The organism is Rhodococcus sp. C3V, from assembly GCF_029269915.1.
Classification (GTDB): domain Bacteria; phylum Actinomycetota; class Actinomycetes; order Mycobacteriales; family Mycobacteriaceae; genus Rhodococcus_F; species Rhodococcus_F qingshengii.
In genome coordinates this window covers 472,504-487,234 of the sequence record NZ_JARJBE010000002.1, presented here as the reverse complement: position 1 = coordinate 487,234, position 14,731 = coordinate 472,504, and the positions used below count along the sequence as shown (strand labels likewise).

At 63.9% G+C, this 14,731-nt stretch carries 15 protein-coding genes; 10 read left to right on the top strand and 5 right to left on the bottom strand.

What is annotated here, in order from left to right; all coding sequences use genetic code 11:
* Nucleotides 1–40: 40 nt before the first annotated feature.
* On the top strand, nucleotides 41–895 hold the full coding sequence (locus P3G66_RS07270) for a TIGR02569 family protein (RefSeq protein ID WP_007731227.1): 855 nt from the start codon (nucleotides 41–43) through the stop codon (nucleotides 893–895).
* On the opposite strand, the gene P3G66_RS07265 is transcribed toward P3G66_RS07270, so the two are convergent.
* Nucleotides 892–1,572, bottom strand: a complete 681-nt coding sequence (locus P3G66_RS07265; protein ID WP_003942319.1) for a FadR/GntR family transcriptional regulator — start codon at nucleotides 1,570–1,572, stop codon at nucleotides 892–894. The genes P3G66_RS07270 and P3G66_RS07265 overlap by 4 nt on opposite strands.
* A 93-nt stretch (nucleotides 1,573–1,665) precedes the next feature.
* Between P3G66_RS07265 and P3G66_RS07260 the strand changes: the two genes are divergently transcribed.
* From P3G66_RS07260 to P3G66_RS07230, 7 genes are all read left to right on the top strand, one after another.
* Nucleotides 1,666–2,928, top strand: a complete 1,263-nt coding sequence (locus P3G66_RS07260; RefSeq protein ID WP_063316627.1) for an MFS transporter — start codon at nucleotides 1,666–1,668, stop codon at nucleotides 2,926–2,928.
* 113 nt (nucleotides 2,929–3,041) lie between these two features.
* The gene (locus tag P3G66_RS07255; protein ID WP_276116406.1) at nucleotides 3,042–4,442 is read left to right on the top strand and encodes a nitrate/nitrite transporter; all 1,401 of its coding nucleotides are present in this window, start codon (nucleotides 3,042–3,044) and stop codon (nucleotides 4,440–4,442) included.
* 49 nt (nucleotides 4,443–4,491) lie between these two features.
* Nucleotides 4,492–6,993: a nitrite reductase large subunit NirB gene (gene nirB, locus P3G66_RS07250; RefSeq protein ID WP_276116350.1), complete on the top strand. Its 2,502-nt coding sequence runs from the start codon at nucleotides 4,492–4,494 to the stop codon at nucleotides 6,991–6,993.
* Nucleotides 6,994–7,083: 90 nt separating this feature from the next.
* Entirely contained in the window at nucleotides 7,084–7,497 is a 414-nt protein-coding gene (gene nirD / locus P3G66_RS07245) for a nitrite reductase small subunit NirD (protein WP_003942316.1), read from the top strand.
* Complete coding sequence (locus P3G66_RS07240; RefSeq protein WP_003942336.1) at nucleotides 7,494–8,654, top strand: uroporphyrinogen-III synthase; 1,161 nt, start codon at nucleotides 7,494–7,496, stop codon at nucleotides 8,652–8,654. Before nirD ends, P3G66_RS07240 begins: the two co-directional genes overlap by 4 nt.
* Nucleotides 8,641–9,390: a sirohydrochlorin chelatase gene (locus P3G66_RS07235; protein ID WP_166502929.1), complete on the top strand. Its 750-nt coding sequence runs from the start codon at nucleotides 8,641–8,643 to the stop codon at nucleotides 9,388–9,390. Before P3G66_RS07240 ends, P3G66_RS07235 begins: the two co-directional genes overlap by 14 nt.
* Nucleotides 9,335–9,982 carry a maleylpyruvate isomerase family mycothiol-dependent enzyme gene (locus P3G66_RS07230; RefSeq protein ID WP_276116349.1) on the top strand — a complete coding sequence of 216 codons (648 nt, stop codon included), beginning with the start codon at nucleotides 9,335–9,337 and terminating at the stop codon, nucleotides 9,980–9,982. Before P3G66_RS07235 ends, P3G66_RS07230 begins: the two co-directional genes overlap by 56 nt.
* A 35-nt stretch (nucleotides 9,983–10,017) precedes the next feature.
* Here the strand turns inward: P3G66_RS07230 and P3G66_RS07225 are convergent, their stop codons facing one another.
* On the bottom strand, nucleotides 10,018–10,785 hold the full coding sequence (locus tag P3G66_RS07225) for a hypothetical protein (RefSeq protein ID WP_208689660.1): 768 nt from the start codon (nucleotides 10,783–10,785) through the stop codon (nucleotides 10,018–10,020).
* Between the two features lie 89 nt (nucleotides 10,786–10,874).
* Between P3G66_RS07225 and P3G66_RS07220 the strand changes: the two genes are divergently transcribed.
* Together P3G66_RS07220 and P3G66_RS07215 are read left to right on the top strand one after the other, a co-directional pair.
* A complete protein-coding gene (locus P3G66_RS07220; protein WP_042922177.1) occupies nucleotides 10,875–11,453 on the top strand; it encodes a hypothetical protein in 579 nt (192 codons plus the stop codon).
* Nucleotides 11,450–11,794 carry a hypothetical protein gene (locus tag P3G66_RS07215; RefSeq protein WP_054826395.1) on the top strand — a complete coding sequence of 115 codons (345 nt, stop codon included), beginning with the start codon at nucleotides 11,450–11,452 and terminating at the stop codon, nucleotides 11,792–11,794. The genes P3G66_RS07220 and P3G66_RS07215 overlap by 4 nt, the downstream gene beginning before the upstream one ends.
* Before the next feature lie 5 nt (nucleotides 11,795–11,799).
* Here the strand turns inward: P3G66_RS07215 and P3G66_RS07210 are convergent, their stop codons facing one another.
* Genes P3G66_RS07210 through P3G66_RS07200 form a run of 3 tightly spaced genes read right to left on the bottom strand, consistent with a single transcriptional unit; the run spans nucleotide 11,800 to nucleotide 14,691 of the window.
* Nucleotides 11,800–13,545, bottom strand: coding sequence for an NTP transferase domain-containing protein (locus P3G66_RS07210; protein ID WP_065352892.1), 1,746 nt, complete (start codon nucleotides 13,543–13,545; stop codon nucleotides 11,800–11,802).
* Nucleotides 13,546–13,595: 50 nt separating this feature from the next.
* Nucleotides 13,596–13,892: an MGMT family protein gene (locus P3G66_RS07205; RefSeq protein WP_003942322.1), complete on the bottom strand. Its 297-nt coding sequence runs from the start codon at nucleotides 13,890–13,892 to the stop codon at nucleotides 13,596–13,598.
* 10 nt (nucleotides 13,893–13,902) lie between these two features.
* Nucleotides 13,903–14,691: an alpha/beta hydrolase gene (locus tag P3G66_RS07200; protein ID WP_064074949.1), complete on the bottom strand. Its 789-nt coding sequence runs from the start codon at nucleotides 14,689–14,691 to the stop codon at nucleotides 13,903–13,905.
* Nucleotides 14,692–14,731 lie beyond the last annotated feature (40 nt).

Sequence of the window (14,731 nt, the reverse complement as noted above, 5' to 3'; positions counted from 1 at the left end):
CCTCGCGGGAGGCGGCGCCGCGCACCGGTAGCGTTGGGGTGTGAGCACAGGCCAACCTCCCCAGCACGTGTGCTCCACCTTCGGCCTCCGTGAAGTCGATCCCATCCCACTCGGTGCGGATTGGGACGGCGGGTGGCTGTGTGGAGACGTCGTCCTTTCAGCAGTCGCGGATCATGCCCGCGCAGCGTGGTCGGCGAAGGTGCGAGAGAACCTCGAAGTCGACGGCGTTCGGCTGGCTCGACCGGTGCGTTCGACCGACGGTCGTTACGTCGTCTCGGGCTGGCGTGCCGACACCTTCATCGTCGGATCGCCGGAACCACGTCACGACGAAGTGGTCTCGATGTCCTGCCGACTGCATGCGGCGACGGCCTCGCTCGAGCGCCCGCGCTTCCTTGCGCAACCGCCCGTGCCGCCGTGGGCCGAGGTCGACGTATTCGTCGCCGCTGATCGCGCGGCCTGGGAAACGGTTCCGCTGAGGATCGCGAAGGGCGTCGAGCAACTCGAGACGCCCACTCCTGACGGTCGCAAAAGTCTGGAACTGATCGCCGGGCTCGCTACTTTGCGTAAGCCGGTGCAGAGCCCGGACCAGCTCGTGCACGGCGATCTGTTCGGGACAGTGCTGTTCTCGGGCAGTATGGCGCCCGGAATCACCGACATCACGCCGTATTGGCGGCCGGCTGCGTGGGCCGCCGCCGTCGCTGTGGTCGACGCGATCTCGTGGGGCGGTGCCGACGAGGCACTGGTCGGCCGGTGGGAAGATCTCCCCGAGTGGCCGCAGATGCTTCTACGTGCGGTGATGTTCCGCTTGGCGGTTCATGTTCTGCATCCTCGCTCGACGGCGGACGCGTTCCCGGGGTTGGCCCGTACGTCCGACATCGTGCGCTTGCTGCTCTAGATCGGGGCGCCGGTACCGAAGTCCGAGACCAGGCCCTCGAACAGCTCGCGTGCGGCGTTCGAGGCGGCCACGGTGTTCCCGTCGACGACAGCGTTGACGAGGTTCGCGTGCTGCGAGTGGAATCCTTCGCCGGTTGCATCGATGTGCTGTTGGATCGTGGTCTCGATGACCGGGAGCAGGGAGTCGTAGAACTCCAGGTAGACCTCGTTGTGGCTGGCCGCGACGATTGCTCGGTGCAGGGCGACGTCCGCGGTGGTGGCAGCGTCGACGTCCTGACCCTCCCATGACGCGGTGCGAAGCTCGAGTAGCCGCGTCAGTTCGGCGATGTCGTCTTCGGTTCGCCGTGCGGCGGCGAGGGTGGCTGCAGTGATGTCGAGTGCGCGCCGAAGTTCGAGTACATCCCGCTGGTGGGCACCGGCAAAGTAGTTGCCGAGAGTGCCACCGAGGTCGGAGACAGCAACGACGTAGGTGCCCGATCCCTGACGACGTTCCAGCATTCCGGCGTGTACGAGCGCCTGGACCGCCTCGCGCACGGTATTGCGACCGGTCCCGGTCAGCTCCGACAGTTCCGGTTCGGTGGGGATTTTGGAACCGATCGGCCAGGTTCCGCTCCGGATCTCGTTGCGGAGTTGTTCGGTGACCTGCGAGATGAGACTTGCGCGTCGAACGGGTTGCACGTGGTTGTTTCCTCGGGTCCGGGTAAGTGGTGTGAATGTGACGTTAGATTACCGCGCTTGTGCGAGTTCGTCCGGTCATCCTATGATTTCCCGGTGACTGCTCAACTGGAGAGAACCGAAACCCGCTCGTTGGTACAAGGCCGTGTGCTCGTCTTCGCTGCGATTGCGATGTCTGCGCTAGTACTTCGACTTGCGGTGACCTCGTTCTCGCCCTTGGCGGCCGAGATTCGCGACGAGATCGGCTTCTCCGCCTCGATCGTCGGTGTCTTCGGCATGGTTCCGACCGCAATGTTCGCCATCTTCGGTCTCGTCACTCCCGCCATCGCGAAACGTATCGGGCTCGAGCGGACGGCCCTCGTCGCGATGCTCATGGCCGGCGTCGGAATGCTGTTGCGCGCCATGATGTCTCAGACATGGTCGTTGCTGGCCCTCTCGGCTCTGGCACTGGCAGGCATGGGAATCGGCAATGTCGTGATCCCGCCGTTGGTCAAGCGGTACTTCTCGGATCGCCTCGCCACCATGAGTTCGGTCTACATCGTGGCCGTGCAGATCGGCACCATCGTTCCGGCGTTCGTCGCAGTCCCGGTTGCCGACGCCTTCGGGTGGCGGTTCTCGATCGGCTGGTGGTCCGCCTTCGGCTTCGCCGCAGCAGTGCCGTGGTTGATCACCCTCGCTCGCTCGCGCAAGGCTCGCGCGAACGAAGCCGGGTCCGTCGAGAATGCATCGGATTCGGTTGCGGCAGTGGCAGAACAGCCACGCGGTCAGGTCTGGCGTTCTCCCGTGGCCTGGGGGATGGCCGGCATGTTCGGCATGACCTCACTGATCACGTATTCGATGTTCACGTGGATTCCCTCGATCCTTCGTGACGCCGGAGCCAGTGATGCCTTCGGCGGAACGATGGTCGGAATGTTCTCGGTGATCGGGCTCGTCGCAGCTTTCGGTGCACCGACGCTGTGCGCCCGCATGGCCAATCCCTTCCCTGTCGTGATCGCGTGTGCCGTCTGCTACCTGGTCGGCATGGGCGGGTTGTACTTTGCCCCGATGGCGGCGCCGGTCGTGTGGGTTGTCGTCCTGGGTCTCGGTCCGAGCACGTTCCCGATGTCGCTCACGCTGATCAACCTGCGTACTCGTTCGCACATCGGTTCCTCGGCACTGTCCGGCTTCACCCAGGGCATCGGCTACTCCGTTGCCTGCCTCGGTCCGCTCCTGTTCGGCGTTTTCCACGACGTGTCCGGTGGATACGCTGCGCCGTTCGGCCTGCTCGTCGTCGCTGTGATCGTGGTGCTCCTGGGCGCCTACCAGGCATGCAAGCCTCGGATGCTCGAGGATTCCTGGCACGCACCTGCGAAAAACTAGCTCACACCCGGTCTTGTTACCGGGTGAGGATCAATTGACTTCGCGGTCATCGCACGCAGCACCGGCGCAATAACCGTTTTCTACCTTTGGGTCTCCAACATATTCAGGAGGCCCTGGTGAGTCATTACATCGAGCATTGGGATGCAGAGGACGTCGACGCCTGGGAATGCGGCGGCAAGGACATCGCGAAGCGGAACCTGATCTGGTCAGTGGTAGCCGAACACGTCGGCTTCTCGATCTGGTCGATCTGGTCCGTGATGGTGTTGTTCATGCCGACGGATATCTACGGCATCGACGCGGCCGGAAAGTTCTTCCTCGTCGCAGTGCCCACACTTGTCGGGTCGGTCCTCCGCATTCCATACACGGTTGCCACCGCACGGTTCGGCGGTCGTAACTGGACCGTCATGAGTGCGCTGTTCCTCTTCGTGCCAACACTTCTCACGCTCTACCTGATGATGAACCCGGGTGCGTCGTACACCACGTTCATGTTGGTAGCGGCCACTGCAGGTATCGGCGGCGGCAACTTCGCGTCGTCGATGACCAACATCAATGCCTTCTACCCGCAACGCCTCAAGGGGTGGGCGCTCGGTCTCAATGCCGGCGGCGGCAACATCGGTGTGCCGATGATCCAGCTGATCGGTCTGCTGGTGATCGCCACCGTCGGTAACCGCGCTCCGTGGATCGTCTGCGCCGTCTATCTCGTGTTCATTGCGGCCGCCGCCGTCGGTGCCGCGCTGTTCATGGACAACCTGGGCAACCAGAAGTCGGACCTGCGCTCCATGGCCAAGGCACTCAAGTTCTCCGAGTCGTGGGTGATCAGCTTCCTGTACATCGGTACGTTCGGTTCCTTCATCGGATTCAGCTTCGCCTTCGGTCAGGTTCTGCAGATCAACTTCCTCGCCGGCGGTGCCACTCCGGCCGCGGCGGCGCTGCATGCAGCACAGATCGCCTTCATCGGACCACTCCTCGGTTCGATCGCCCGGCCGCTCGGTGGCAAACTGGCCGACCGCATCGGCGGCGGCAAGATCACCATGTGGACCTTTGTCGCCATGGCATTCGCGGCATCGATACTCGTGACGGCCGGAACGATGGACGACAACACCGCCGGCGTCGCCAGCGCCGGGATCATGGTGACATTCGTTCTCGGATTCATCGCTCTGTTCCTGCTCTCCGGCATCGGAAACGGATCTGTTTACAAGATGATCCCGGCGATCTTCGAGGCGAAGGCTCAGAGCTTCGATCACATGGATCGAAGCGAGAAGGCAACGTGGTCGCGCAGTATCTCCGGTGCTCTCATCGGATTTGCCGGTGCGGTAGGCGGTTTGGGCGGCGTCGGCATCAACCTGGTGCTGCGCGCGTCGTACAGCAGCCCCGCGAAGTCGGCGACCATGGCCTTCTGGGTGTTCCTGGCCTTCTACATCGCCTGCATCGCAGTCACCTGGTTCGTCTTCCTGCGCAAGCCGTCGACGCTGACCACAGACGTCGACGAGGCGAAGGTCGCAGTCACGGCGTGAGCGGTCCGCGGAATCTCAGAACTATCTCGTACCTCAGGAAGTAGGCGTCATGAGCAAGTCGGTTGTTGTCATCGGACACGGAATGGTCGGACACCGATTCGTCGAGGCACTGCGTTCGCGCGACGAAGCGAACAACTGGTCGGTGACCGTACTCTGCGACGAGCAGTACGCAGCGTACGACCGAGTCGGGCTGTCCTCGTACGTCGGAGCGTGGGACCCCAAGGAACTGGCACTGGCCGGCAACGATTACGTCGGCGACAGCCTGGTCGACCTCCGTGTGGGGGAGGGCGCGCTCGCGATCGACAAAGATGCACGCACGGTCACGACGACAACCGGCGAGACGATCTCCTACGACGCTCTGGTGATGGCGACCGGTTCGTATCCGTTCGTGCCTCCCGTACCGGGGCACGACGGCGACGGATGTTTTGTCTACCGCACCCTCGACGACCTCGACGGTATCCGGGCCGCCGCTGAGAAGGCGGGTCCTGGCGCTGTCGGCGTCGTGGTGGGCGGAGGTTTGCTTGGACTCGAGGCCGCAAATGCTCTCTCGCTCATGGGGATGACGGCACACGTCGTCGAGCACAATGCGCGATTGATGCCGATGCAGGTCGACGAGGGTGGCGGCGCACTGCTCGCTCGCCTCGTCACCGAACTCGGGCTCACTGTCCACACCGGTGTCGGGACGGCGGGAATTTCGCATGCCGACAACGGAATCGTGGTCGAACTCTCCGACGGCTCCACCATCGACGCCGCGCTGCTCGTCTTCTCCGCCGGAGTACGTCCGCGTGATCAGCTGGCCCGCGACGCCGGGATCGCAGTGGGGGAGCGCGGTGGCATCCTGACCGACCTCGGCTGCGTGACTTCGGACGAGAACGTCTACGCAGTCGGCGAATGTGCTGCGGTGGAAGGCCGTTGCTACGGTCTGGTCGCTCCCGGTTACACGACGGCCGAGATCGTGGCCGATCGTCTGCTCGGCGGCGCCGCGGATTTCCCGGGCGCGGACATGTCCACCAAGCTCAAGCTCATGGGCGTCGACGTCGCCAGTTTCGGTGACGCGATGGCGACCTCACCGGGCGCCCTCGAAGTCGTCCTCAGCGACGCGTCCAAGGGGACGTACGCAAAGCTCGTGGTCTCCGACGACGCGAAGATCCTGCTCGGCGGCATTCTTGTCGGTGACGCATCGGCCTACGCGTCGCTGCGCCCGCTGGTCGGTCGCGAACTACCCGGTGACCCGGCGACATTGATCTCGCCTGCGGGGGAGAAGCCGGGTGCAGGCTCGCTGCCCGACGACGCCGAGGTGTGCTCGTGCAACGCCGTGACGAAGGGAGCCATCTGCGGTGCAATCGCAGCCGGCGCATGCGACATCGCTTCGGTGAAGGCGTGCACCAGCGCCGGAACCACTTGTGGCGGTTGCCTTCCCACCGTGAAGCAGCTGCTGGCCGATTCCGGCGTCGTGATGTCGAAGGCACTGTGCGAACATTTCGCGCAGTCGCGGGCCGAGTTGTTCCAGATCGTCCAGTCGACGCAGACCAGAACTTTCTCGGCGCTGATCGCCAAGTACGGCAAGGGCGCCGGTTGCGACATCTGCAAGCCCGTAGTCGCTTCGATTCTGGCATCGACGGACTCCGATCACATCCTGCACCGCCAGCAGGCGTCGTTGCAGGACACCAACGATCACTTCCTCGCAAACATCCAGAAGAACGGTACGTACTCCGTGGTACCTCGGATGCCGGGCGGCGAGGTCACGGGTGAGCAACTCATCGTCATCGGAGAAGTGGCGCGAGACTTCGGCTTGTACACGAAGGTGACCGGCGGTCAGCGCATCGACTTGTTCGGTGCCCGCGTCGAACAGTTGCCCGCGATCTGGAAGCGCCTCGTTGACGCCGGGATGGAATCGGGTCAGGCGTACGGCAAGTCCCTCCGGACGGTCAAGAGTTGCGTCGGTTCGAGTTGGTGCCGCTACGGTGTCCAGGATTCGGTGGGTATGGCCGTCGACCTCGAGAATCGCTACCGCGGTCTGCGTTCGCCGCACAAGATCAAGTTCGGCGTCTCGGGTTGCGCCCGTGAATGTGCCGAAGCGCGAGGCAAGGACGTCGGCGTCATCGCGACGGAGAACGGTTGGAATCTGTATGTGGGCGGTAACGGCGGACAGTCGCCCAAACACGCTCAGTTGCTTGCCGGAGGCCTCGACGACGCGACCTTGGTCAAGTACATCGACCGCTACCTCATGTTCTACATCCGTACTGCCGATCGCCTCCAGCGCACGGCGCCGTGGGTCGAATCACTCGAATGCGGACTCGATCACCTCAAGGCCGTGATTTGTGAAGACAGCCTGGGTATCGGCGAAGAACTCGAGGCACTGATGGCCAAGCACGTCGAGGGTTACCAGGACGAATGGGCCGGTGTGCTGGGTGATCCGGAGAAATTGTCGAGGTTCGTCTCGTTCGTCAACGCACCGGAAGAAGCCGACCCGACGGTTGTGTTCGACGAGACCGGAGTGCGCAAGGTTCCGGTCCTGATGGGTATGCCGAGCATCCCCACGCGCCGGTAATAGTCGCGTAACCCGTGGGAAACACGGGATCCGTAGAAACGTAGACAAGAACCCGCGCGACGTTGTCGCCGGATCGACAGGAGGACTTCGATGAGTGTCATCGATGCGCAGATCGCCAAGCTGGATTCGGATCGACTCGAATGGACGTCGGCCTGCCCGCTGAGCCATCTGATCCCTGGACGCGGAGTTGCCGTGCTTCTTCGCGGCGGCGAGCAGGTGGCACTGTTCCTACTCGAGGACGGCACACTCCGGGCTGTCAGCAACTTCGATCCGTACGGCCGCGCCGCGGTGATGTCTCGCGGACTCGTCGGCGACCGGGACGGTGAACCGATCGTGGTCTCGCCACTGCTCAAGCAGGCGTTCTCGCTGGTCGACGGCCGGGCGCTGGACGACTCGTCGGTTGCGCTGCCGGTGTACGGCGTTCGCGTGTGGGCTGGAGTCGTTCAGGTACACAGCTTGCAGATGCAGGGTGTTCGCTCGACTGTCGCCGATGCAGTCTCGTGAGTGACGACATGCCGTTGGCTGGATTCACGGTAGGTATCACTGCTTCGCGCCGCGCCGAGGAGTTCGCGACCTTGCTGACTCGTCGGGGAGCGGATGTCGTTCACGCTCCGGCGATTCGAATCATTCCGTTGGCCGACGACCGTGAGCTCGAAAGGGTGACACAGCAGATCATCTCGGATCCTCCCGAGGTGGTTGTCGCCACCACCGGGATCGGATTCCGGGGTTGGCTGGAAGCAGCCGACGGGTGGGGTGAGGCGGAAAATCTCGGATCCGCGTTGGGCTCGGCTCGTCTGCTCGCGCGAGGACCGAAGGCCAAGGGAGCAATCCGCGCGGCCGACCTTCGTGAGGAATGGTCACCGGCATCCGAGTCTTCCGCCGAGGTGCTCGAACATCTTCTGGCAGAAGGTGTCTCGGGAAAGCGGATCGCCGTTCAACTGCATGGTGCGACCACCGAGTGGGAGCCGATTCCCGACTTCTGTCAGGTGTTGCGCGAGGCCGGCGCCGAGGTCATCGCGGTGCCCGTCTATCGATGGGAACCGCCGGAGGATCCGACGCTGCTCGACCGGATGATCGACGCCATAGCGTCAGCCGGAATCGACGCCGTCAGTTTCACCAGTGCACCGGCCGTAGCCTCGATGTTGATGCGAGCCGACAAGACCGGGGATCTCGGAGACATTCTCGACGCGATGCGGGGTCCGGTGGCGGCAATGTGCGTCGGCCCGGTCACCTCGGCGCCGCTCGAAGCCTTGAATGTACCGACCACAGCCCCGGCCCGGGCACGTCTGGGCGCGCTCGCGAGACACATCGTCGACGAACTCCCGCAGCGAGCCAACAAGATTCAAGCCGGCGAACACGAAATCAGCATTCGCGGCGGTTGCGTAGTCGTGGACGGTGAAGTGAAGCAATTGCCGCCGGCTGCGATGTCGTTGATCCGCACTCTCGGTGCCAGCCCCGGTCGAGTCGTCTCCCGCGACGAACTGCTGGCTTCTCTTCCCGGCGGCGGCGGCGACACCCATGCCGTCGAGACCGCCGTCGCCCGATTGCGCGCGTGCCTCGGCGCGCCCAAAGCCGTTCAGACGGTGGTCAAGCGGGGCTATCGACTTGCCCTCGACCCCGGCGACTACGTACAGAATCCAGGTGACTATGCAACGCGATGACGATGTCCTCGTCCTGGTAGCTCATGGCACGCGTAGTGCACGTGGCGTGGAAATGGTTGCCGCACTGGCCGACGCCGTCGGCACGCGCGTCGGACGCACGCGCGTTGCCTTTGTCGATGTGCTCGGTCCGTCACCTTCGGAAGTCCTCCGGGACACTCCGGGGCGAGCGATTCTCGTACCGGCGTTCCTGGCGTCCGGCTACCACGTTCACACCGATGTTCGACGCGAAGTGACGCTCAGTGAGCACTCGGCTGTGAGTGTGACGCCCGCACTCGGACCCGATCCGGCGCTTGCACGCGTGTTGCTTCGGCGCTTGACCGAAGCGGGGTGGAATCCGGGTGACGCGACAGTGCTTGCTGCCGCCGGGTCGTCCGATGCGCGGGCGCTGCGAGACGTCGAGCGTGCTGCGCTGATGCTTGCCGAAGCGGCGGGGACTCGTGTCGACATCGGGTACATCGCGACCGGGGAGCCGAAGGTAGCCGATGTTGTTGCAGCAGCACGCGTTCGCGGCGCGAAGCGAGTTTTTGTCGCCTCGTACCTCCTCGCGCACGGGCTGTTCCACGAAAGGTTGCACGCTGCAGGAGCCGATGGTGTGACCGAACCGCTCGGCGTCGATCCGGGAGTGGTGGACCTTGTCGTGAATCGGTATGAGAGTGCGCGAAGGGAACTAGTATCGCTGCATGACGTCTCACTCCGTAACGCCGACGTATGCCGACCTGGTCGCAGCAGTTCGTGAATCCGACGTCAAGGCACAGGCTCTCATCGGTGCACTGACCGAAGAGCAGGCGCGGGAGCCCTCCGGGCTCCCCGGGTGGAGTCGGGGACACGTCGTGACGCACATGTCGCGCAACGCCGACGCGCTGGGCAGATTTGTTGCCGGCGTGCAGGGCGGCGAATCGGGGGAGATGTATCCAGGGGGGCCGGATGCGCGCAATGCTGCAATCGAAGAGGGCGCAGATCGCCCGGCTGAATTGTTGGCCCTCGACTACCGCTTCTCGGGAACGAGGCTGGTCGACGCGTTGTGCGAGATCCCGACAGATCGACTGGACACACCGGTGCCGTGGCGCAAACCTGTGACGGCATTCGATCTACCGATCCTGCGCTGGAACGAGATCGAGATTCACCTGATGGACCTCGACATCGGTTACACCTGCCACGACTGGCCTGCCGAGTTCGTGGAATTCACTCTCGCCAGTCAGTTGGGCGCACTGGAGACGGCGGTCCCGGGTGTACGAGTGCCGTCACTGTCCGACGCGGAGACCTTGGCCTGGTTGATTGGGAGGCCGACGAGGGTGGGGCTGCCGACTCTCCCTGCCTGGCCGTTCTGAGATGCAGCCGTTCTGAGATGCAGCCGTTCTGAGAGTTAGAACAGGGTGGGGGCGCTCACGTCGTTGCGTGCTTGGGCCAACCGCGCACTCCACCTTTTCACCAACCACATCTCGACGATCTCGGGTTGGGTGCCGGCGGCATAGGCCCAGCTGTCGAGAAGTTCGCAGTACCGGCGGTAGCGACGCGTCGTGAAGCCGGTGACGGAAGGATCCTCGAGCCAGCCCTCGTGGATGAGCGTCGAGACTCCGTACTGGTCGATCATCTGAGCGCGTCGGCCTTCGGCCTGTACGCCCACTGCCCACATGAAAGCGGCCATCAGCGATACCCCGACACCGGGGGTGAGTGGCCACCCGGACCAGGTGTCGCGCCGCACGACGGGCATCGACTTGTTTTTCGAGCAGTGATCGAGAATGGCTGTGATCTGGGTCAGCGGATCCTCGTCCTCGCGGTGATGGGGATTGAAGACGTTGGGGAACCGCCGTGTGAAACGTCGGCTCTCGTGCGAGCCCTGCCAGGCCGCGCAGAGAAACAGTAGTCCGAGGCCGTCGTGCTGGGCGACAACGAGATCGCTCGACGGGCGAAGGTCGTTGCGTTGAACGATGGCTCGACCTTCGGTGATCACTTTGCCGTCGAGATCACGCCCGCGAAGGCTGATGGTGTGGCCGGCGTCCTTCAGGTGTGCGTTCCACCAATCCAGGTCGACGGTGGCTTCGTCGTCGAGGACGTGCAGTGGAAAGGTGCGGGAGCGGCACCACTCGACCAATGCGTCCGGCGGTTCGAATCCTTCGTCGACACGATTCATGGCGCGATGATCCCACGAGTCGCCGACAGTAATTCGTGCGACGCGCAGTCCACCGGGATGGAACCGGACACTCGCGGTACGCTCCGCTCATGAAATTCGCGTCCTCGCAGGTGCGGTCGGCGCTGTGGACGGTAGCCATCGCCTTGGCGGCCACGAGTCTGAGCGGATGTATCGGTGCCGTCGATCGGATGGATTTCGACAATCAGATGCGCGAACGTGGCGGTGGGATGACGTCGGAGTTGGTGCGAGGCGGGTTCGACAGCCTCGCACATAGATACGGCGTCGACGCGGTATCGGTGACCAGCATCGACATCAGCCCGATCGAGACGCTCGGAGTCACCGTTCGAGACCCCGGGAAGCCGACCCAGCTCGACAGATTCTCTTTCGACGGAGTCATTCTCGGCGAGCCGAGCCCCGTGCAAGTCAGTGTCACCGACGATCTCGATGCACGATCGTTCACGCTGGATCAAGTGCCGGCATTGACGAACCTCGAGAAGTTGGTCGACGACGCGCTGGAGAACAGCGGTGTCGACGACGGCGAAGTCACCGGGATCTCGGTCAGTCGCACCGAGGCGATTCGCGCATCCGTGATGGTGGAATCTCCACGCTCGCGGGCGCTGGTGGTCTTCGAGCCTGACGGAACTCCCTTCCTGGTGCACCCGCTGTGAGCCGCCGTATCGCTCCGTTGGTGATCTCCGTAGTGGTGATCGTGGTCGTGGGAATCTTTGCTGCACTACTGTCTTCGGTGATCTGGCCAGGACAGGTCGCTCATTTGGCGCCGATTTTCTGTGAAGCTCCCACATCGAGCGCGATGGTCGTCTCGGATACCTTTTCCGACGGCGACGGTACGTCCACCAATTTCACGCTGTACTGCGTCGGACCGCGCGGTCAGACCGTTGATGCCGGCTGGTTGCTGCCGTTCTTAGTGCTGTGGGGCGTGTATTCGCTGGTGCTTGCGACAGTGGTCGGCGTGGTCGGGGTCAACCGGCGTAGGCGCCCAAACGACTGACCCGATCAGCGTGGGAGGACAACCACTTCGGCGACGGCACCGTCTTCCGCGTGTGGCGGAACGAGTGCAAACGCGGAGCGCCCGATCAACCCCGCCAGGTGTGCGGTACGTACAGACGGTTCGGCGCGCCAGCGACCGTCGGCGGATTGTGTGACCGGCAGTAGGCGTACCGCATCGGAAGTCACCGCAGCGGCGTTCTCGATGATGCCGAGCAGTGGCGGTGGTGTGTCGCTTCCCGTCAAGGCGGCCACGACGGTGGGCAGCATCGTCAACAGGGTGGTCACTGCGGCGTACGGGTTGCCGGGGAGGCCGAGAACCACCCGACCACTGGGCAGGACAGCCGTTATCTGAGATCCGCCCGGGCGCGAGGCGACTCGCCCGACAATCGTGCGAGCGCCGAGTCGATCGAGCGCACTGCGCATTTCGTCGGCAGCGCCGCCGCCCGTCGCACCAATGACAACAAGCAGGTCCTGTTCAGTCGCATCCGCCAGTACACGCTCGAAACTGTCGGCCGTGTCCCTCAGGTGCGAATTCGCCACGCACCGTACGCCGTTGCTTTCCAATAGGTAGGGGAGAATCCCACCGACGGAGTCGCGGGTCTGACCTTCACGCAGTGGACCGGTCCGCCGGATCTCGTCGCCGGTGACTGTCACGCGTGCCCGTACCGGACCACGGACGAGGGCGTCGAACACTTCACCGCTGGCAGCTGCGGAGACCACCGCCGGAGTCACCGCGGTACCAGTCGGGGCGATCGTGAATCCGGTGGTCCAATCTTCCCCTCGTGGTCGAGCGTCGTTGCGGTGCGGCGCATCCGGCAGTCTCCGTACCATCCGAGATGGCTCGTCGACGGACAGATACTCGTCACGAATCACCGAGGTGGCGCCGAGGGGCAGGTGTGCTCCCGTGGCAATGCGAATCGCTTCGCCTTCACCGAGTTCGAGTTGCCCGTCGGCGCCCGCGATACGGATCTCCGTGCGGATTCGCCAGGGACCCTCGCCGGAGACGGCGTACCCGTCCATCGCCGAGACATCGGATCGAGGAAGATCACCCAGGGCGACGAGAGGCTGCGCGAGCGTTGCTCCGAGACTGTCGGCGAGGGCGGCCCGGTGTGGTGACAATGCTGTCAGTGAGTTCCTGACGGCGGCGCGGGCTTGCTCGATTGTCAGGCGCGGATGGTTTCGCGCGCGGTCGATGTCCGCCGGTGTGTCGCAGTCAGTGGTGCCAGTGACACGCAGCGTCGAGAACGGTTCGGTGACAATCGCTTTCATAGGTTGATTCTCCAACCCCGAACTCTCCCGCAATGTGGACAGGCGTTGCCGGAGCTCGCGAAATGTCCACGCGGAGAGCAGGAATTGGGTTCGGTTGTTCTCGTCCACGGCACACGTCACCGGACTGTCCGTCGACGTGGCAGCTATCAAAGCGTCGACTGATACGGCCTCGATGTGCGGCAGATCGGACGCCAGGACCACCACCACGGCGTCGTCGGGTAACCGGGTCGCAGACAATCCGGCCCAGATCGCCTCGACAGGGCCGGCTCCGGCCGGAGTTTCCTGAGTTTGAGTGATGCCAGGATCAAGTTCAGGGCGATGTGGACCGACCACGACGACGGCGTCCAGATGCGCCGTCGCTGAAAGCGCGATGTCGAGGAGCCTGCGGCCGTGAACGAGCAGGCCGGGTTTGTCGACACCACCCATTCGGGTCCCGCGACCACCCGCCAGAATGAGGGCGGCGGTCGGCGGCGTGACGGTCATACCTCCATGCTGCCCCATCGCCCGCGTCACGACGACCGGTGACACGTGAATCAGAAGTGATACCGAGCTTTCTTCAGGTCGATCCGACCGTCCTTGATCGGCACGCCTTCGAGTTCGAGCTTGGCGATCTGACGATGAGCCAGGTGCGCCGACGGTTTGCCGGAGGCGCCGAGAACCCGATGCCACGGCAGGTCGGCAGAGTCCGTTCGCATGATCCAACCGACCGTGCGAGCACTGGAAAGTCCTGCAGCATCAGCGATATCGCCGTATGTCGCCACGAAACCGGCCGGAATCGACGCGATGAGGCGCCGTACCTCTTCGATCTGCTCTTCGGTGGTGGCTGCCATGTCGGTTCCTTCAGAGCATGCTGCGAACGAGGGCGGCGACTTCGTCGGCCCGTACGTGCGGGACCATGTGGTCACAGTCGAATTCGACACCGGTCAGATTTTCACCGAGGTGCTCGGTGAGTGCTGCCCGGAGCTCGGCGGTGACGTACGGCGGTTGGACCTTCATCGCCTGAACCAGCACGGTGGGCATTGACGACGGAGGCAGCACGATCGGGCGAGCGAGTTCGCCCCACCCGGTCACGATCGCGGGCGTGGACAGGCGCCAGTTGACGCGTCCGTTGCCCAGTTCGATCAGGTGTTCAGCCATCTCGACGTCGAGGTCCTGGGTGGGAACCTCACCCCACGAGCCGTGAATCTTCTCGGAGTATGCCTCTGCCGCATCGGTGTAATCCGGTGAGCCGATTGTGAGTTCGGCCACTTCCTGCATGAAAGTCGGATCCAACCCGATCGCCGGGTCGAGCAGGACGAGCCCACGAATGCGTTCCGGTGCGGTGGCCGCGAGGTGCAGCGCCAGCATTCCGCCGAAAGAATGCGCGACGATCACCACCGGTCCGGTGGCATGTTCGTCGAGCGTCTCCAGCAGGCTCGCCACGTGGGATTCGATGTTCCACGGAGGAGCCCAGGTGGAACGCCCGTGACCGCGTAGATCCGGCGAGATCCAGCGCGCTTCGGGCAGTTGGTTCTCGGCCATCGACTGCCAACGTCGGCCGTGACCGGTCAGACCGTGCAGCGAAAGGATCTCCGGTGCCCCGACGGGTCCGTAGAGATACGTATGGAGTGCAGACACGAGGTCAATCATGCCGGATGCAGGCGATGTGTGAGTTGTCGGTGCGCTCTGG

Bases quoted from the DNA above. Each gene is read 5' to 3' on its own strand.
- nirB (WP_276116350.1), top strand. From the start codon at position 4,492: ATGAGCAAGTCGGTTGTTGTCATCGGACACGGAATGGTCGGACACCGA.
- nirD (WP_003942316.1), top strand. From the start codon at position 7,084: ATGAGTGTCATCGATGCGCAGATCGCCAAGCTGGATTCGGATCGACTC.
- P3G66_RS07235 (WP_166502929.1), top strand. From the start codon at position 8,641: ATGCAACGCGATGACGATGTCCTCGTCCTGGTAGCTCATGGCACGCGT.
- P3G66_RS07230 (WP_276116349.1), top strand. From the start codon at position 9,335: ATGACGTCTCACTCCGTAACGCCGACGTATGCCGACCTGGTCGCAGCA.
- P3G66_RS07225 (WP_208689660.1), bottom strand. From the start codon at position 10,785: ATGAATCGTGTCGACGAAGGATTCGAACCGCCGGACGCATTGGTCGAG.
- P3G66_RS07220 (WP_042922177.1), top strand. From the start codon at position 10,875: ATGAAATTCGCGTCCTCGCAGGTGCGGTCGGCGCTGTGGACGGTAGCC.
- P3G66_RS07210 (WP_065352892.1), bottom strand. From the start codon at position 13,545: ATGACCGTCACGCCGCCGACCGCCGCCCTCATTCTGGCGGGTGGTCGC.
- P3G66_RS07205 (WP_003942322.1), bottom strand. From the start codon at position 13,892: ATGGCAGCCACCACCGAAGAGCAGATCGAAGAGGTACGGCGCCTCATC.
- P3G66_RS07200 (WP_064074949.1), bottom strand. From the start codon at position 14,691: ATGATTGACCTCGTGTCTGCACTCCATACGTATCTCTACGGACCCGTC.